16 protein-coding genes and 1 pseudogene are annotated in these 16,671 nt (G+C 70.2%); 6 read left to right on the top strand and 11 right to left on the bottom strand.

All coding sequences use genetic code 11. The annotated features are described in order from the left end of the window. The first annotated feature begins 143 nt into the window (after positions 1-143). Complete coding sequence (locus tag AC1Z4A_RS21895; protein ID WP_483681313.1) at positions 144-407, top strand: GlsB/YeaQ/YmgE family stress response membrane protein; 264 nt, start codon at positions 144-146, stop codon at positions 405-407. Positions 408-450: 43 nt separating this feature from the next. Here AC1Z4A_RS21895 and AC1Z4A_RS21900 read toward each other — a convergent pair whose 3' ends face one another. The 3 genes from AC1Z4A_RS21900 to sodN all read right to left on the bottom strand — a co-directional run bounded on the left by AC1Z4A_RS21900 (position 451) and on the right by sodN (position 3,057). Next, positions 451-1,086, bottom strand: coding sequence for an HAD family acid phosphatase (locus AC1Z4A_RS21900; protein WP_483681314.1), 636 nt, complete (start codon positions 1,084-1,086; stop codon positions 451-453). Positions 1,087-1,164: 78 nt separating this feature from the next. Beyond that, the gene (locus tag AC1Z4A_RS21905; RefSeq protein ID WP_483681316.1) at positions 1,165-2,385 is read right to left on the bottom strand and encodes a serine hydrolase domain-containing protein; all 1,221 of its coding nucleotides are present in this window, start codon (positions 2,383-2,385) and stop codon (positions 1,165-1,167) included. A gap of 276 nt (positions 2,386-2,661) precedes the next feature. After that, complete coding sequence (gene sodN / locus AC1Z4A_RS21910) at positions 2,662-3,057, bottom strand: superoxide dismutase, Ni (protein ID WP_400104635.1); 396 nt, start codon at positions 3,055-3,057, stop codon at positions 2,662-2,664. 149 nt (positions 3,058-3,206) lie between these two features. Between sodN and sodX the strand changes: the two genes are divergently transcribed. Beyond that, positions 3,207-3,665: a nickel-type superoxide dismutase maturation protease gene (sodX, locus tag AC1Z4A_RS21915; RefSeq protein WP_483681318.1), complete on the top strand. Its 459-nt coding sequence runs from the start codon at positions 3,207-3,209 to the stop codon at positions 3,663-3,665. Here sodX and AC1Z4A_RS21920 read toward each other — a convergent pair. After that, positions 3,563-4,198 (bottom strand): CGNR zinc finger domain-containing protein, encoded by a 636-nt coding sequence (locus tag AC1Z4A_RS21920; RefSeq protein WP_483681320.1) that lies wholly within the window; start codon positions 4,196-4,198, stop codon positions 3,563-3,565. The genes sodX and AC1Z4A_RS21920 overlap by 103 nt on opposite strands. A 102-nt stretch (positions 4,199-4,300) precedes the next feature. Here AC1Z4A_RS21920 and AC1Z4A_RS21925 point away from each other — a divergent pair, with 102 nt between their 5' ends. Further along, positions 4,301-5,062, top strand: a complete 762-nt coding sequence (locus AC1Z4A_RS21925; protein WP_483681322.1) for a class I SAM-dependent methyltransferase — start codon at positions 4,301-4,303, stop codon at positions 5,060-5,062. Positions 5,063-5,128: 66 nt separating this feature from the next. Here the strand turns inward: AC1Z4A_RS21925 and AC1Z4A_RS21930 are convergent, their stop codons facing one another. From AC1Z4A_RS21930 to AC1Z4A_RS21940, 3 genes are all read right to left on the bottom strand, one after another. After that, on the bottom strand, positions 5,129-6,523 hold the full coding sequence (locus AC1Z4A_RS21930) for a glycoside hydrolase family 5 protein (protein WP_483681323.1): 1,395 nt from the start codon (positions 6,521-6,523) through the stop codon (positions 5,129-5,131). A gap of 7 nt (positions 6,524-6,530) precedes the next feature. Then, positions 6,531-7,493: a zinc-binding dehydrogenase gene (locus AC1Z4A_RS21935; protein WP_483681324.1), complete on the bottom strand. Its 963-nt coding sequence runs from the start codon at positions 7,491-7,493 to the stop codon at positions 6,531-6,533. Positions 7,494-7,626: 133 nt separating this feature from the next. Then, a complete protein-coding gene (locus tag AC1Z4A_RS21940) occupies positions 7,627-8,841 on the bottom strand; it encodes an NAD(P)-dependent malic enzyme (protein ID WP_483681326.1) in 1,215 nt (404 codons plus the stop codon). Between the two features lie 567 nt (positions 8,842-9,408). Here AC1Z4A_RS21940 and AC1Z4A_RS21945 point away from each other — a divergent pair. From AC1Z4A_RS21945 to AC1Z4A_RS21955, 3 genes are all read left to right on the top strand, one after another. Next, positions 9,409-10,374 (top strand): ABC transporter substrate-binding protein, encoded by a 966-nt coding sequence (locus AC1Z4A_RS21945; protein ID WP_483681327.1) that lies wholly within the window; start codon positions 9,409-9,411, stop codon positions 10,372-10,374. A 534-nt stretch (positions 10,375-10,908) separates the two neighbouring features. Continuing rightward, entirely contained in the window at positions 10,909-11,793 is an 885-nt protein-coding gene (locus AC1Z4A_RS21950; protein ID WP_483683679.1) for an amino acid ABC transporter permease, read from the top strand. Further along, on the top strand, positions 11,790-12,551 hold the full coding sequence (locus AC1Z4A_RS21955) for an amino acid ABC transporter ATP-binding protein (protein ID WP_483681328.1): 762 nt from the start codon (positions 11,790-11,792) through the stop codon (positions 12,549-12,551). Before AC1Z4A_RS21950 ends, AC1Z4A_RS21955 begins: the two co-directional genes overlap by 4 nt. Before the next feature lie 76 nt (positions 12,552-12,627). On the opposite strand, the gene AC1Z4A_RS21960 is transcribed toward AC1Z4A_RS21955, so the two are convergent. The 4 genes and pseudogenes from AC1Z4A_RS21960 to AC1Z4A_RS21975 form a co-directional block, all read right to left on the bottom strand. Then, complete coding sequence (locus AC1Z4A_RS21960; protein WP_483681330.1) at positions 12,628-13,188, bottom strand: hypothetical protein; 561 nt, start codon at positions 13,186-13,188, stop codon at positions 12,628-12,630. An 88-nt stretch (positions 13,189-13,276) separates the two neighbouring features. Then, positions 13,277-14,462, bottom strand: a pseudogene (locus AC1Z4A_RS21965) (IS3 family transposase). Between the two features lie 357 nt (positions 14,463-14,819). Then, on the bottom strand, positions 14,820-15,761 hold the full coding sequence (locus AC1Z4A_RS21970; RefSeq protein ID WP_483681331.1) for a PadR family transcriptional regulator: 942 nt from the start codon (positions 15,759-15,761) through the stop codon (positions 14,820-14,822). Continuing rightward, the gene (locus AC1Z4A_RS21975; protein WP_483681333.1) at positions 15,761-16,627 is read right to left on the bottom strand and encodes a DUF4097 family beta strand repeat-containing protein; all 867 of its coding nucleotides are present in this window, start codon (positions 16,625-16,627) and stop codon (positions 15,761-15,763) included. The genes AC1Z4A_RS21970 and AC1Z4A_RS21975 overlap by 1 nt, the downstream gene beginning before the upstream one ends. Positions 16,628-16,671: the final 44 nt, after the last annotated feature.

A 16,671-nucleotide genomic window follows, 5' to 3' on the forward strand; every position in this document is an offset into this window, starting at 1 on the left:
AGGACCCAGTCTAGGCAACTGCGGAGGGGTGGCCGGGCTGACATGCACCCGCCGCGCACTGGGCAGCTCTATCGAGAGGAACCGGCTGCAAGGGGCTGCAACGGTCCTCAAGATGCCTCAACGGGGCGTAAGGGGGGGAGATCATGGCAATCTCGGGGATCATCAGTGCGATCGTGATCGGCGCGATCATAGGTCTCATCGGCCGTCTGATCGTGCCCGGCCGCCAGCACATCGGGGTGCTGGCGACCGTCGTGGTCGGCATCGTGGCCGCCTTCGTCGGCGCGATCGTCGCCCACGCGCTGCACGTGGACCACACCAAGGGCGTCGACTGGATCGAGTGGATCATCCAGATCGGGCTGGCGGCCCTGGGGATCGCCGCCCTGGACCGCTTCAAGACCCGGCACTGACGCGGGTCCCGGCGCGGAGCGGGCGCGCCGGCCCCGGCCCGGCTCAGGACAGCTTGCCGTCGTAGTCCGGCAGCTTGAAGGTCCGCTCCGCGTGCCCGCCGACCAGGTCGGTGGTGTTGTTCCCGATATTGGCGATGATCGTGTAGCCCTGCGCCTCGATCTCCGCCCGCTTGGCGGTCTTGTACGTGCTCACGCCCTGGAACAGGTCGGGGAGGTGGCGCACGTACAGGCCGTTGACCGGGTAGCCGACCTCCCGCAGGTTCCACTCCGTGACGGAGTCGAGGATGCCGGGGCGGGCCGTGACGAAGAAGACGGCGACGCCGCGGGAGTGCGCGTACCGGGTCAGGTCCAGGACCGGCCGGATGGCCGGGGTGGGGAACGTCGCCCAGTGGAAGTCCGTCTCCAGGGAGCTGTTGTCGATGTCCAGGACGACGGCCTGCTTGTGGCCCTGCGCGTTCGCGGTGCGCTCGGTGATGTACGGCTTCGCCTGGTCGACGACGGCGCGCACATCGCGCTGCCAGGTGTCGTAATCGACGCCCTTGAGCCCGGCGGTGCCGGAGGTGTGCCCGGCGGCCGCCGTCTCCGCCGCACCGGCGGCGGGCGCGGACGCACCCAGGGCGAGCGCGGTGACGGCGGTGACGGCGAGCGCGGCGCGCCGGGCCCTGATCGTTTCGGTCATGCATGGCATGCTCACGACCGGTGATGGCCGGACGGGAACGCCGTGCTTACGGGCGGATGTCGCTTCGGCGGCCGAAGATCAACGGTCCGCAGGGGCGAAGGCGGCCCCGACGAGCCGCCTGACGAACGCGAGGTCGTTGCCGCCCCCGGTCGTGGGGTTGAACGAGTAGGCCAGACGCCTGCGCAGGTCGCAGCTGACGAACACGCCGCTGGTGTAGCCGAAGGTGGTACCGGTCTTGCCCCACACGGTCACCCCGCCCGGCAGGGTGACGCGCATCGGCCCGGCGCCGTACATCGCCGGGCTGCCGTCGGCGGAGTCGACGCGGGGAACGGTGAGCATGTCGGCGAGTTTGTCCGACGGCAGCAGCCGGCCGCGGAACAAGGCGGTCATGAAGCGTTCCAGATTCTCGGCGGTGGAGATCATTCCGCCGGCGCCGGGGTTCTGCTCGGTGATGTCGACGAGCTGTGAGCCCTGCCCGTCCGGGACGGCGATGTAGCCGTGGGCGTGCGGGCCCGGGACGGCCGTGTCGGTCTCGGGAGCGCTGGTGTGCTGCAGGTGGAGAGGGCGCACGACGCGCCGCGTGATCTCCTGCTGATAGCTGTGGCCGGTCAGCTTCTCGACGAGCATCGCCGCGACGTAGTAGCCGGTGGCGCCGTAGGCCTGCTTCTCGCCGGGCGCGAACGGCCGCTGGTGCCGCAGCGCCTTGCCGACGAGTTCACCGAACGGGTGGTCGTCGAAGCGGTGGTCGACGATGTCCTGCGGTTTGGCCGGCATGTCGTCCGCTGTCAGCTCGGGCAGGCCGCTGGTGTAGTTCAGCAGCATGCGCACGGTGACCGCGGGGTCGTCGGGGAGCACATCGGGGAGGTAGTCCCGGACGGGGCGGTCCAGCTCGACCCGGTGCTCGGCGGCCAGTTGCAGCACCACGGTCGAGATGAACATCTTGGTGACGCTGCCGAGCCGGAACCGCCCGTCGACGTCCACCGGCTTCCCCGTCGCAAGGTCGGCCACGCCGGAGGTCCCCGCCCAGCTCCCGTCGGCTCCGTCGACGCGGGCGAGTACGGCCGTCATGCGATCGGGGACCACTGCCGTCGCCTCGCGCAGGGCCTCCGGCCGGAGGGCGGGCAGCCGGGCGGGGCCGGGCGCCGGGCAGGCGTCCGCGACGGCGCCGTGCGCGGCGGGGGTTGCCGCCCAGGCGGGCGAGACCGTGCCCGCGGCCACGGCCGTCAGGGCCGCGCAGGCCAGCGCGGTCCGGGTCAGGCGGGTGCGGAGGACTCGCGGGGACGCGGATGAACTCGTCATGATCATGCCCCCGAGCCTCGCGGGCCGGTGCTGCTCCCGGCATCAGGGGACGCCCCCGACGGAGCCCGGACACGACCCCGACCTCGAACCGGAGCCGACCCCGAGCCGGCCTCGGGGCTGAGCGGCCCTCAGCCGAGCGGCGGGCGGCGGGCGGTGCGCAGCGGCGAGTAAATTGCGGGCAATTGCCTGCAAGGGCATGCGATAGGGGCGTCTCCGGAAAAACCGGCAGACGCCCCTATCAGTGTACTTATCGCTATGCAGCAGACGAAAAGACCGTCAGGCCTTCTTCGTCTCCCAGAAAATCTTGTCGATTTCCGCGATCAGCTCCAGCGCCTTCTCGCCCGTCTTCGGGTCCGTGGACGCCTTGGCGGCGCTCAGGGCCTTGAGCGTGTCGTTGACCAGCTGGTGCAGCTGGGGGTACTTCTCGAAGTGCGGAGGCTTGAAGTAGTCGCTCCACAGCACCGAGATGTGGTGCTTGGCCAGCTCGGCGCGCTGCTCCTTGATGACGGTGGCGCGGGCGCGGAAGTGGGGGTCCTCGTTGGCCTGGTACTTCTCCTGCACGGCCTTGACCGACTCGGCCTCGATGCGGGCCTGGGCCGGGTCGTACACGCCGCAGGGCAGGTCGCAGTGCGCGCTGACCTTCACCTTGGGGGCGAACAGGCGGGAAAGCATGTGCTGTCCTTCCTCGTGATCGTCTTCTCAGGTGCGAGATTACTCGGTGCGGGAAGGCTTTTCTCGGGCGCCCCGGGGCGCTTGGGTCAAAAGTCCGATGGCAGGCTGGGACCGGGGGACTGGGCAGAGAAGGACACGGAGGTGCCGCGGTGCAGGAGCAGGTGGACGAGCGCGGGCCCGAGCTGGATCGCGAGCGTCGCGGACTGCTGCGGATCGGGATTGCCGAGGTCTACAACCCGTCGATGGTGCCGACGCTGAACCCGGGGGACCAACTGCTGGTGCAGTACGGGGCCGCGGTGCGTCCGGGTGACGTCGTGGTGATGCGGCATCCGTTCCGCCAGGACCTGCTGATCGTCAAGCGCGCGGTGGAGCGGCGCGAGGGCGGCTGGTGGGTGCTGGGGGACAACCCGCTGGTGGAGAACGACAGCCGGGAGTTCGGCGCGGTGCCGGACGACTTCGTGGTGGCCCGGGCCTGGCTCCGGCTGCGGCCGCCGCCCGGGGCCGGTCAGCGGTCGGCGGCCGCGCTGCTGTCCTGGGCGGCCTCGGCGGTGCGGCCGGTGCGGTCGCCCTCGGAGCGCTCGCTCTCCAGGCGCTTGCGGGCTCGGTAGGCCGCGACGTTGGCGCGGGTGGCGCAGCGGTCGGAGCAGTAGCGCCGGGAGCGGTTGGTCGAGGTGTCGAGGTAGGCGTTGCGGCAGGGCGCGGCCTGGCAGATGCCGAGGCGGTCCACGCCGTACTCGGTCAGGTGCACGGCCAGCCCCATGCTCGCCGTGGCGGTGTAGACCGCGCTCGCGTTGGCCGCGTGGTCGGCGATGTGCATGTGCCACTTGGGACGGCCGTCCTCGTCCCGGTACTCGTGGCCCGAGATCTGCGGGCTGACCGGGAACTCCATCAGCAGCGCATTGAGCAGGTCCACCGCCCGCACCTCGTCCCCCTCGGACGCGGCCTCGAACACCGTGCGCAGCCGCCCCCGCACCGACCGCAGGCGGGTGAGGTCCCCGTCGACGAGCCGGCGGGCGGCCTGCGAGCCCTGCCCGAACAGCTCGCGCACGGCGTCGAGCGAGGTGAGCGTGTCGGTGCCGCGGGAGGGCTGCTCGGAGTTGACCAGCCGCACGGCATAGTCCGAGTAATAGGCCAGTTCCACTTGTAGTCCTTACACAGCCGGGCTATGGTCGGTGGCGTCGACCAGTAATGGCCGATTCTGCTTCGAGGGTATTACATGGTGCCGCGAACGGGAGGCAACGGGATGACGAAGAGTACGGCCGCCACGGACTGGAGCGCCTGGCAGACCAGCTGGGACCGCCAGCAGGAGTGGTACCTCCCGGACCGGGAGGAGCGGTTCCGGGTCATGCTCGACATGGTCGAGGCGTTCGCCGGACCGACGCCCCGCGTGCTGGACCTCGCCTGCGGCACGGGCTCCATCACGGCCCGGCTGCTGGCACGCCTCCCGGGCGCCTCCTCCACCGGAGTGGACCTGGACCCCGCCCTCCTCGCCATCGCCCGCGGCACCTTCGACGGCGACGACCGCGTGCAGTTCGTGACGGCGGACCTCAAGGACCCGCACTGGACCGACAAGCTGCCGTACGACTCGTACGACGCCGTCCTCACCGCCACCGCCCTGCACTGGCTGTACGCCGAAGACCTGCACATCGTGTACCGACAGCTCGCCGGCCTCGTCCGCGAGGGCGGCGTCTTCATCAACGCCGACCACATGCCCGACGAGTCCACCCCGCGCATCAATGAGGCCGAACGCGCCCGGCGCCACGCCCGCCAGGAACGGGACAAGGCCGCCGGTGCCGTGGACTGGCGCGAATGGTGGCAGCTCGCCGCCGCCGACCCCGTCCTCGCCGGGCCGACCGCCGAGCGCTTCCGGATCTACGGCGAGCACGCCGACGGCGACACCCCCTCCGCCGACTGGCACGTCCGCACCCTGCGCGACGTCGGCTTCGGCGAGGCACGGGCGGTGTGGAGTTCGCCGTCGGACACGATGGTGCTCGCCCTCAAGTGACGCGCTGAGGGGCGGTGACGCGTAGGGACGGGCCATGCGGGTCCTTCGAGCCACGGACCCGCACGCTCACCCGGCAACCACCGTCACCGCACCCCGGCTCAGGGCACGCACCCGCACAACCCCTCGCACCCCGGGCCGCACCACAGCCGTATCCTCCCGGGCCGGCCCGTCCACCCGGATCCGCCACCCGCCGGGCTTCGGCGGAAGCGTCAGTTCAGTGACCCCGCCCCGCCAACCCGCATAGTCCAGCCGGTAGTTCCCGGCCTCGGAGTCGTAGGACTCATCGTGAACCACCCCGGCCACCGCATCCGCATACGGCCGCGCCGTCCGCTCCTTGTTCGCCTGGAAGCGCCCGTCCCGCCCCATCGCGCAATACGCACCGCCGTAGCACCACGTCCAGCTCGCCCACCCCGACGCATACCGGCCCATCGACGCGAGAGCTTCCTCGTAGAAGCGGCCCATGTTCGGCAGCGAGCTGTCCAGCGGGCCCCATTCCCCCACGACCACCGGTACCCCGCGCTCCCGCGGATACCGCACGATCGCGGCCTCGTACGCCTCCAGCCAGCCCGAAGCCGGGTCGTAGTCGCGGCCCGCCTCCATCGCGGCGTTGTAGAAGTGCGGGGCGTACACGACCTTGGGGTCGCGGATCCGGGCGAGGCCCGTCGGCTTGCCCTCGCCCGCCGCGGGGGTCGGCTCGACGAACAGCCAGTGCTGCCGGTCGACGCGCCGGATCGCGTCGGCGATGCGCTGGTACATGGGCGTGATCTGCGTGGCCTCGATGCGGCGGGCGGCCGTGAACATGTCCTCGCCGGGGCGGAGCCGCCCCATCGGCTCGTTGATCAGGTCGTAGCCGAACACCGCCGGGTGGTGGGCGAAGCGGGCGGCCAGCACCTGCCACATGCGGGTCTGGGCCTGCCGGAGGTCGGCGTCCTCGTAGAGGTGCTCGAACGCCGTCTGCACGGCGGGTTCGAAGTATTCGGCGAACCAGTCCTCGGGGTGCGGCCGGTACGGCAGGCCGTCCGTGCGCGTCGCCCACGCGGGGATGCCGCGGTGGTCGCCGAAGGCCGGTCCGTAGATGTCCTGGTGGGCGTCCAGCACTACCCGGATGCCGTATTCAGCTGTCCAGTCCAGGACTTGTTCGATCTTGCGTAGGTAGCGCTCGTCGTAGTGGCCCGGGCTCGGTTCCAGGTCGTCCCAGAAGACCGCCAGGCGGGCGAAGTTGAAGCCGTGCGCGGCCAGGTCGCGGACCGCGTGCTCGGTGATGTCGACCAGCGCGTTCTCGCCCCGGTGGTCCTTGTCCGCCAGGTTCCAGCCGCGCAGGGTGAGCGTCCGGCCCTGCTCGTCCGTGAGGTGCGGGATGCCGGGGGCCGCGGGGGCGGCCCGGGCCGTGGGGGCGAGGAGGGCCAGGAGGACGGCGGCTACGGCGAGGAACGCCGCCTTGTGCGAGCGTCTCTTCGGCATCCGTTGTTCATACCGTCAGTACGACCTTTCCGAACAGATCGCCGCCGGCGATTTTTTCGAATCCCTCGCGGGCCCGGTCGAGGGGCAGCACCGAGTCGATCACCGGCCGTACGCCCGTGGCCGCGCAGAAGCTCATCAGGTCGAGCAGCTCCTGCTTGGTGCCCATGGTGGAGCCCACGACCTTCAGCTCCAGGAAGAAGATGCGGTTCAGCTCCCCGGCTGGCGGGTTGGACCCGCTGGTCGCACCCGAGATGACGAGCGTGCCGCCCGGCTTGAGGGACTTGACCGAGTGCGACCAGGTGGCGGCGCCCACCGTCTCGATGACGGCGTCGACGCGGTGCGGGAGGCGGGCCCCCGGCTCGTACGCCGCCTCGGCGCCCAGCTCCACGGCGCGCTCGCGCTTGGCCGCGTCGCGGCTGGTGGCGAAGACGCGCAGGCCGGCGGCCTTGCCCAGGACGATCGCCGCGGTGGCCACGCCGCCGCCGGCGCCCTGGACGAGGACGCTCTGGCCGGGGCGGACGTCCGCGTTGGTGAACAGCATCCGGTACGCCGTCAGCCATGCGGTGGGCAGGCAGGCGGCCTCCTCGAAGGACAGCTCCTTCGGCTTGGGCAGCACGTTCCAGGTGGGGACGGTGGCGTACTCGGCGAAGGTGCCCTGGTAGTGCTCGGTGAGGAGCGAGCGCCGCTCGTGGGGGCCCACGCCGTGGCCGGTCTCGCCGATGACGGAATGGAGGACGACCTCGTTGCCGTCCTCGTCCAGCCCGGCGGCGTCACAGCCGAGGATCATCGGCAGGGACTCCTCGCCGAGCCCCACACCGCGCAGCGACCACAGGTCGTGGTGGTTGAGCGTGGCGGCCTTGACCTTGATCTTCGTCCAGCCGGGCCGCACCTCGGGCTCGGGGCGCTCCCCCAACTCGAGGCCGTTCAGCGGCTGGTCACGGTCGATGCGTGCGGCGTAGGCAGCGAACATGATCCGAACCTAGCGGTGCGGGCGGGGACGGGGGAACCTTGCGCCCGTGTGACGCGCGCCGCGTCCGGAAACGGCGGAGGCCGGGCCCGGACTGCCATAGTCCGGACCCGGCCTCACGCCATGGGTACGTGCGTCAGCGGCGCGCCACGCCCTCGGCGCGGGCGGCCGCGGCCACGGCGGCCGTCACCGCCGGGGCGACGCGCTCGTCGAACGGCGACGGGATCACGCAGTCCGCGCTCAGCTCGTCCGCGACGACGGCGGCCAGCGCCTCGGCGGCGGCCAGCTTCATGCCCTCGGTGATGCGCGAGGCGCGCACCTGCATGGCGCCCGCGAAGATGCCGGGGAAGGCCAGCACGTTGTTGATCTGGTTCGGGAAGTCGCTGCGGCCCGTGGCGACCACGGCCGCGTACTTGTGCGCGACGTCCGGGTGGATCTCCGGCGTGGGGTTGGCCATCGCGAAGATCAGCGAGTTCTTGGCCATCTTGGCCACCGCCGCCTCGGGGACCGTGCCGCCGGAGACGCCGATGAAGACGTCCGCGCCGTCCAGGGCGGTCTCGAGCGGGCCCGTGAGACCAGCCTTGTTGGTGAATCCCGCGAGGTCGCGCTTGACGTCCGTGAGGTCGCCGCGGTCGGGGGACACGATGCCCTTGCGGTCGCAGACGGCCACGTCGCCGATGCCCGCCTGGACCAGGATCCGGGCAATGGCCATGCCGGCCGCGCCCGCGCCCGAGATCACCGCGCGCAGGTCGCCGAGCGTCCGGTCGGTGAGCCGGGCGGCGTTGCGCAGGGCGGCGAGGGTGACGACGGCCGTGCCGTGCTGGTCGTCGTGGAAGACGGGGATGTCCACCCGCTCCTGGAGCCGGCGCTCCACCTCGAAGCAGCGCGGCGCCGAGATGTCCTCCAGGTTGATGCCGCCGAACGAGGGCGCGAGCCGGGCGACGGTGTCGACGATCTCGTCCACCTCCCGGCAGTCGAGCGCGATCGGCACCGCGTCCACGCCGCCGAACTGCTTGAAGAGGATGGCCTTGCCCTCCATCACGGGCAGGGACGCCTCCGGGCCGATGTCGCCCAGCCCGAGCACCGCGCTGCCGTCCGTGACCACGGCCACGACCTGCGACTTCCACGTGTAGTCGTGCACCAGCTCCGGGTGCTCCGCGATGGCGCTGCACACCTTGGCCACGCCGGGCGTGTACGCGAGCGACAAGTCGTCCTTGTCCCGCACCGGGACCGTCGCCCGGACCTCCATCTTGCCGCCACGGTGCAGCGCAAAAGCCGGATCGAAGAGCGCTTCGCCAGCGCCTTCGCCCGTGCCGTTGTCGCTGCGAGGATTCACGATCTCCGCTGCCACTGTTCTTTGACCCCTTTGTCGAATTGCTATCGAGGGTAACCGCCCGGGGATGACGGGACGGGTCGGGCACGTGTCCGGATGCGGACGGCGGGCGCGCCGCACGCGCGCCCTGCCCCGGGTGAGGGGTGTGACTGGCCTTTTTACCGGATGGCGCTACGGCCGACGAGTGAGTTCCCGGGCCGTTTGCCGCGGCGCCCGCCGGAGCGGCGCCGAGCCGCGCGCAAAACCGTGTCAACTGGTGCCGGAAGGCCTCGGAGGTCCACAGAGTGAGACAAGCAGGGCGTGAGATGCCTCTCGCGCCAAGGAGAAGCCCGTGGGGAGACCGCAGTCCGCTGGGTGGGAACCGCCCCGGTACCGCACGGGGATCACCCGTTATCCGATTTTGACATAGCTGGCCCCCCGAATGGGGCAGTCCGGATGGCAAGATGCGCGGAACGCACGAGGTCGCAACACACGAGGAAGTGTGCTCCGCCCTCGAATGCATCTGTGCTGTCCCCGTGTATCCGTGATTTTCAGCGTGACCACGTGACCAGTCGGCTATCCCCTCAAGCGCAGGAGGAACCAGCAATGACCGCAAGCACCACCCCTCGCACGGCTGCCGCCAGGAGTCGTTTGGCCGCCGCCGGCGCGATCGCGGTCGCCGGCGCCCTGCTGCTGACCGGCTGTGGCGACCAGCGGAACAAGTCCGGCAATGAGGCCGGACAGAGCGCCCAGGGCTCCTCGGCGCCCCTCTTCGGCAAGCTGCCGAAGAAGATCCAGGACTCGAAGCTGATCAAGATCGGCTCCGACATCGCCTACCCGCCGGTCGAATTCAAGAAGGACGGCAAGACCGTCGGCTTCGACCCCGACGTCGCCGCCGCCCTGGGGAAGCAGCTCGGCGTCAAGGTCGAGTTCGACAACGGCACCTTCGACACGCTCCTCACCGGTCTGCGCTCCAAGCGTTACGACATCGCGATGTCCGCCATGACCGACACCAAGGACCGTCAGGAGGGCGTCGACTCCAAGACCGGCAAGAAGGTCGGCGAGGGCGTTGACTTCGTCGACTACTTCAACGCGGGAGTCTCGCTCTACACCAAGAAGGGCGACACCAAGGGCATCGGCTCGTGGGACGACCTGTGCGGCAAGAAGATCGCGGTGCAGCGCGGCACGGTCTCCGACGACCTGGCCAAGTCCCAGTCGGACAAGTGCGAGAAGGCCGACAAGGACAAGATCGACATCGAGGCGTTCGACACCGACCTGGAGGCCCAGACGCGGCTGAAGGCCGGTGGCGTCGAGGCCGTCTCCAGTGACTTCCCGGTCGCGGCCTGGGCGGTGAAGACCGCCGACGGCGGCAACGCCTTCGAGATCGTCGGCGACCAGGTCGAGGCAGCTCCGTACGGCATCGCCGTCGCCAAGGACAACACCCAGCTTCGGGACGCCCTCAAGGAGGCGCTCGACGCGATCATCAAGAACGGCGACTACGACAAGGTCGTCAAGACCTGGGGCGTCGAGGCCGGCACCGTCAAGGAAGCCAAGATCAACGGCGGCTCCTGACCGAAGGGGCCGGTTGTCCCACCGGCCCCTTGCGCCTCCCCCATCCTCACCCCCCTCGTCTTGCTGTCCTCGTACGGAACGCTGAAAGGCATCCCCGTGACTTCCACTCCTGACAAGCCCGACAAAGAGACGGAGCCCACGGACGCTCCGTCGCCCAAGCCCGACCCGGAGCAGAAGGCCAAGGCCGAGTCCAAGGCCGAAGCCGCTGCCGAGACCGAGGCTGCCGAGTCGTCCGAGTCCGCGTCCGAGTCCGCCTCCGGGGAAGAAACCCCGGACGCCGAGTCGTCGAAGTCGTCCAAGCTGTCCAAGTCGTCCGAGTCCTCCGAGGCCGAGTCCAAGGCCGGTGACGCCGAGTCCCCCAAGGCCAAGGACGAGCCCGAGGCCAAGGACGAGTCCAAGGACGCCCCCAAGGCCGAGTCCAAGTCCGACCCGGACCCCGAGGACGACCCGAAGGACGACCCCAAGCCGGACCCGGACCCCAAGCCGGACCCCGACCCGGCGCCCAAGGCCAAGGCCGCCACCGCGCCCGAGGCCATCAAGGCCATCCCCGTCCGGCACTACGGGCGCTGGGTCGCCGCCGCCGTCGTCATCGCCCTCCTGGGCCTGCTGGTCAACGCCTTCGCCAGCGCGAACGTCCACTACAGCGCGATCCCCGACTACATCTTCGACGACACGGTCATCTCCGGCCTCGGCAAGACCGTCCTGATCTCGCTGCTCGCGATGCTGCTGGGCCTCGCGCTCGGCATCGTGCTGGCCGTCATGCGGCTGTCGAAGAACCCGGTGACCTCATCGGTCTCGTGGCTCTACATCTGGTTCTTCCGCGGGACGCCGGTCTACGTCCAGCTGCTGCTCTGGTTCAACCTCGCGCTGATCTTCCCGTACATCAATCTCGGCCCCATCTACCGGGACGAGATGAGCGACTTCATGACGCCGTTCATGGCCGCGCTGCTCGGCCTGGGGCTCAACGAGGCCGCGTACATGTCGGAGATCGTCCGCGCGGGCATCCAGTCCGTCGACGAGGGCCAGACCGAGGCCGCCCACGCGCTCGGCATGAGCCAGGCCAAGACGCTGCGCCGCATCGTGCTGCCGCAGGCGATGCGCGTGATCGTGCCGCCGACCGGCAACGAGTTCATCAACATGCTCAAGACCTCGTCGCTGGCGGCCAGCGCGGCCCAGTACCTGGAGCTGCTGCGCTCCACGTCCGACATCGGCCAGACCACCGGCGCTACTGTGGAGATGCTGTTCCTCGCGGCCACCTGGTACCTGATCCTGACCAGCGTCTTCAGCGTCGGCCAGTTCTACCTCGAGCGGCGCTTCGCCCGCGGCTCGCTGCGCACCCTGCCGCTCACGCCGTGGCAGAAGGTGAAGGCGAACCTGGCGTCCCTCAGCAATCGTCAGTCCGGAGGTGTCGGCGCATGAACGCCATGGTGAAGGCCGAGGGCGTCCACAAGTCCTACGGCGCGGTCCAGGTCCTCAAGGGCATCGACCTCGAGGTCGCCCCGCGCGAGGTGTTCTGTCTCATCGGCCCCTCCGGCTCGGGCAAGTCCACCTTCCTGCGGTGCATCAACCACCTGGAGAAGGTCAACGCCGGCCGGCTGTACGTCGACGGCGAGCTGGTCGGCTACCGCCAGAAGGGCGACAAGCTGTACGAGCTGAAGGACAGCGAGGTGGCCCAGAACCGCCGGGACATCGGCATGGTGTTCCAGCGCTTCAACCTCTTCCCGCACATGACCGCGCTGGGCAACGTCATGGAGGCCCCGATACAGGTCAAGGGCGAGACGAGGGCGGTCGCCCGGGAACGGGCGAAGAAGCTGCTCGCCCGCGTGGGCCTGGCAGACAAGGCCGACAACTACCCCTCCCAGCTCTCCGGCGGCCAGCAGCAGCGCGTGGCGATCGCCCGGGCCCTGGCGATGGAGCCGAAGCTGATGCTCTTCGACGAGCCGACCTCGGCCCTGGACCCCGAGCTGGTGGGCGACGTCCTGGACGTCATGCGCGGCCTCGCCGAGGACGGCATGACGATGATCGTGGTCACCCACGAGATGGGCTTCGCGCGCGAGGTGGGCGACTCGGTCGTCTTCATGGACCAGGGCGTGGTGGTCGAGTCCGGCCACCCGCGCGAGGTCCTGACCAATCCCCAGCACGAGCGGACGAAGTCGTTCCTGTCCAAGGTGCTCTGACGGTTCCCGCCGGAACATGGGGCGGGGGTACGGGCCGTGCAGCCCGTACCCCCGCCCCTTGGCCTGTATCGCAGGATCAGTCGGTGTGGATGTGAACCACGGTCTTGTTGTCCAGGCCGAAGGTGCTGCCCTTCGTGAAGGTCGTCTTGGTGCCGTCCTCAAGGATGACGTAGCCGGAGTAGTCACCGGCCCGCCCGTAGAACACCGAGGACACGTTGACATCCAGGTCTCCGGAGCCCTTGAAGCAGCCCCTCGGGACCATCGAGATGAACCCTTCGAACAGCAGCTGGTGGCTGTCGGTGCGGTCGCAGGTGACCGCGTGCAGCGGCTGCGTCGCAGCGTTCGCCGGAGCAACAGCGAGGGCCACACCCGACGCGGCACATGCGGCAACGGCGGCCATCTTTGCCTTCTTGGCAAGATTCACGAGAATCTCCTCACTTTTCAAGGCGAAGGCCACTAACGACCTTCGTGCACAACATCGTTCGCGCCGCCCGATTGCCACACCATCCAATTGCAGCAAACTGCCATACAGGGGCGGGGTTTGGCGCAATCCGGACCATCGCTCGATGACCGACCCACCCGCGCCCGGCTCCACACTGTCGACCACACCGCTGAGCGCGGCCTCGACGCCCCGCATCCGCAACATCGCGTAATACCCTCGAATTGCGCGATGGGGCGGGATGGGTGAGCTGCCCCGGGTTTCGTAGCGGCCGGGTTGTGTGTTTTCAGGCGGTGTTCGGGGTTGTCAGGGATCGGTGGTACTCGGCCTCGAATTCCTCGGGTGGCAGGTAGCCGAGGGCGGAGTGCAGGCGTTCGGTGTTGTACCAGCCGACCCACTGGACGACGGCGCGTTCGACCTGGTCAGCGTCGCGCCATGGGCCTTGGTGCTCGATCAGCTCGGCCTTGAAGGAGCCGTTGAGTGCTTCGGCCATCGCGTTGTCGTAACTGTCCGCGACGGAGCCGACGGATGCGGCAGCACCGGCGTCCGTCAGTCGTTCGCTGTAGCGGATCGACACGTATTGCGAGCCGTGATCGCGTGGTGGATCAGGCCCGAGCCCTTCTTGATGCCCCGCCGCCACAGTGCCATCTCCAGGGCGTCCAGCGGGAGATCGGTGCGCGTGTGGGTGGCGAGCTGCCATCCGGCGATCACCCGCGAGTACACGTCCAGGACGAAAGCGGCGTAGACCCAGCCCGGCCAGGTGCGGATGCAGGTGAGGTCGGCGACACACAGCTGGTTCGGCCGGCTGGCCTCGAAGCGGCGGTTGACCAGGTCCGGCGGCCTGGGTGCGGACGGCTCGGGGATGGTGGTGCGGCGTCGTTGCCCGCGGATGATGCCCTCCAGGCCCTCCTTGCGCATCAGGCGTTCGACAGTGCACCGGGCGGCCTGCACGCCTTCGCGTCGCAGCTGGCGGTGGATGCGCCGGGCCCCGCAGGTCTCGCCGGACGTGGTGTGGATGCGGCGGATGTGCCCGGTGAGCTGTTCGTCGCGCAGGCGCCGGGCGGACTTCGGCCCTCTGCGGCGGGCGTTGTATGCCGAGACCGGCAGGTCCAGCTCCCGGCATACGGGCTCGGCCCCGAAGTCGTCGCGGAGGTGGTCGATCACCGCGTCGGCCTCGTGCGGGGCTGGTCGAGCTCCTTGGCGAAAAACACCGAGGCGGCCTTCAGGATCTCGTTCGCCCGCCGCAACTCCGCATTCTCCTTGCGGAGTTGCGACAGCTCTGCCCGCTCGGTACTGGTCAGCAGATCAGGCCGGCTGCCGTGGTCGGCCTCGGCCTGGCGGACCCAGCCCCGCAACGCTTCCTTGTGGATGCCGAGGTCCCGGGCCACATGGGCGACCGGACGGCCGGAGGACTGGACTTCACGGACGGCTCGCTCACGCAGCTCGTCGGGGTATTTCCGCGGTGCAGGCATCAGACTGTGCCTTCCCCTCTGCCGAGGCGATCAGGCCCGGCTTCAGGGCCGCTACGGAACCCAGTTCAGCTCAACTGTGGAACGGCTTATTACCCAATGAGCTTGGCTGTGTGGCTGGCTAACACGGGGCGACCGCACGTGGAACCGGCAGGCTCACCTCATTCGACGCCGTGCGACTGCCCGCACCGGTGAGGTACGGACGGGAGGGGGCGGGGCGGGACGGGTGGGTCCTGGCAGGGGCGTAAAGCGGTTTCGTGGGCGGTTCGGGGAACCCATGGCAACACGGTTCACCCCACGAAATTGCAGCCCCAGAAGGACCCACCCGTCCCGCCCCGCCCCCGCACACGACAGACGGCATCAACCCCGGAGCAGCGCCCCGACCCTCCCGGCCGCAACGGCCAAGTGCTGCCGAGCCTCCGCCAACTGATGCGGCGTCACACCGTGATCCCGCGCCGCATCGCGCAGTTCGTCGCGGAAGCGGTCCAGGAGACGCTCGAAGTCCCGGACCGGGTCCTTGGAGAGGACGTCGTCGGCCTTCGCCCAGCCCGGGAGCGGGACCTCGGCCACGTCCACCCGTTCCACGACGACCGTCTCGGGGGCCGTCCGGGACCCACCGGCCAGCGCACCGAGTTCCTTCGCGAGCGCGTTGACCCCCTCGACCAGCCCGGTCGGCCAGTCCCCCTGCCGGGTGTGCTCCCGGACCTGCTCCTGCACCCGCTCGGTGATCCGCCGCACCTCTTGCCGGGCGTGCTCCTGCGCCTGCTGCGCCTGGCGGCGGGCCGTCTGGGCGTCCTGCCGGGCCCGGCGGCTCTCCTCCTTCGCCCGGCGGGCCTGCTCCTTCAGCTCTTCCTTGGCCCGCCGCAGCTCCTCCTTGGCACTCGCGAAGTGGTCCCCTTCGCGCGATGCGCCCGTACGGGCCTGCCGCGCGGCCTCGCGCATTTCGCGCCGCAGGTCGCCGGCCGCCCCCCGCACCTCCTCGCGGATGTCGGCGGCGAGGTGGGCGACCGAGTCGCGGATCTCCAGCTCGAGGGCGGCCAGTTCCCCCTGCCGGTCGGCGAGTTCGGCACGCCCGGCCGCGGTGATGGAGTACACCTTGCGGCCGCCCTCGGTGGTGTGCGTGACCAGCCCCTCGGCCTCGAGCTTGGCGAGGCGGGGGTAGACGGTGCCCGCGGAGGGCGCGTACAGCCCCTGGAAGCGCTCCTCCAGCAGGCGGATGACCTCGTAGCCGTGGCGCGGCGCCTCGTCGAGGAGCTTGAGGAGGTACAGCCGCAGCCGGCCGTGGGCGAAGACGGGAGGCATCAGAGGACCTTTCCCTGAGTGGAGGGGGCGTCGGCGGGCTCGTCCTGGGACGGCGGCCGGCGCAGCAGCGCGACGGCGCCGGAGACGGTGGTGACCTTGAGCCGGCCGCCCCCCGCGCCGAGCCGGCCGGTGATGCGCTTGGCGCCCCACTGCCCGGAGACCCGGAGGTCCTCGAAGGCGCAGGAGACGGCACCGGTGGTGGTGTTGGCGTCCACCTCGGCGTCGACGGGGTGCGGCAGCCGGATGGCCACCTCGCCGGACACGCTGGTGAGGGTCAGCTCAGGCTGCGCCCCGGACGCGGCGAGGTCGACCGTCATGTCGCCGCTGATGGACTCGGCCCTGACCGCGGCGGCGGAGCTCTCGACGAGGGTGAGGTCGCCGGAGACGGACTTGAAGGACAGGTCGCCGCCCAGGGACTGGGCCTCCAGCCGCCCGGAGACGGTCTCGGCGCGCACCGCGCCGGTGACGCCGACGAGCGTGGCGTCACCCGAGACGCCCCGGACGTCCGTGGCGCCCGCGATGCCGGAGACGACGGCGCTCGCGCCGACCACGCCGACCTCGACGCGCGTGGCGGTCGGGACCGTCAGGGTGACGGTGGCGCTGCGCTTCCAGCCCTTGCTGTCGAGCCACTTGAGGAAGCCCTTCCAGGGCACGTCCTCGTACCCGACGGACAGGGTGCCCGCCTCGAGGGTGACGATCAGCGGCGGGCCGTCGATGTCGGTCAGCTCCAGCCGGGCGGGCCCGGGCGCATCCGTGCCGACGACGTTGACGGCGCCGCCCACGATGCGCACGTTGAGGATCGTGACCGGTGCTTCGAAGGTGAGCTTCTGTGGTTCGGTGAGCGACCACTCGGACTGGTCCGGCATTCCGGGCCTCCTCCATGCGTTTGCGTTCCGCGTTAACGCAATAT

This window comes from Streptomyces sp. 17_S59 (assembly GCF_056930295.1).

Bases quoted from the DNA above. Each gene is read 5' to 3' on its own strand.
- AC1Z4A_RS21895 (WP_483681313.1), top strand. From the start codon at position 144: ATGGCAATCTCGGGGATCATCAGTGCGATCGTGATCGGCGCGATCATA.
- AC1Z4A_RS21900 (WP_483681314.1), bottom strand. From the start codon at position 1,086: ATGACCGAAACGATCAGGGCCCGGCGCGCCGCGCTCGCCGTCACCGCC.
- AC1Z4A_RS21905 (WP_483681316.1), bottom strand. From the start codon at position 2,385: ATGACGAGTTCATCCGCGTCCCCGCGAGTCCTCCGCACCCGCCTGACC.
- sodN (WP_400104635.1), bottom strand. From the start codon at position 3,057: ATGCTTTCCCGCCTGTTCGCCCCCAAGGTGAAGGTCAGCGCGCACTGC.
- AC1Z4A_RS21925 (WP_483681322.1), top strand. From the start codon at position 4,301: ATGACGAAGAGTACGGCCGCCACGGACTGGAGCGCCTGGCAGACCAGC.
- AC1Z4A_RS21930 (WP_483681323.1), bottom strand. From the start codon at position 6,523: ATGCCGAAGAGACGCTCGCACAAGGCGGCGTTCCTCGCCGTAGCCGCC.
- AC1Z4A_RS21935 (WP_483681324.1), bottom strand. From the start codon at position 7,493: ATGTTCGCTGCCTACGCCGCACGCATCGACCGTGACCAGCCGCTGAAC.
- AC1Z4A_RS21945 (WP_483681327.1), top strand. From the start codon at position 9,409: ATGACCGCAAGCACCACCCCTCGCACGGCTGCCGCCAGGAGTCGTTTG.
- AC1Z4A_RS21955 (WP_483681328.1), top strand. From the start codon at position 11,790: ATGAACGCCATGGTGAAGGCCGAGGGCGTCCACAAGTCCTACGGCGCG.
- AC1Z4A_RS21960 (WP_483681330.1), bottom strand. From the start codon at position 13,188: ATGCGGGGCGTCGAGGCCGCGCTCAGCGGTGTGGTCGACAGTGTGGAG.
- AC1Z4A_RS21970 (WP_483681331.1), bottom strand. From the start codon at position 15,761: ATGCCTCCCGTCTTCGCCCACGGCCGGCTGCGGCTGTACCTCCTCAAG.
- AC1Z4A_RS21975 (WP_483681333.1), bottom strand. From the start codon at position 16,627: ATGCCGGACCAGTCCGAGTGGTCGCTCACCGAACCACAGAAGCTCACC.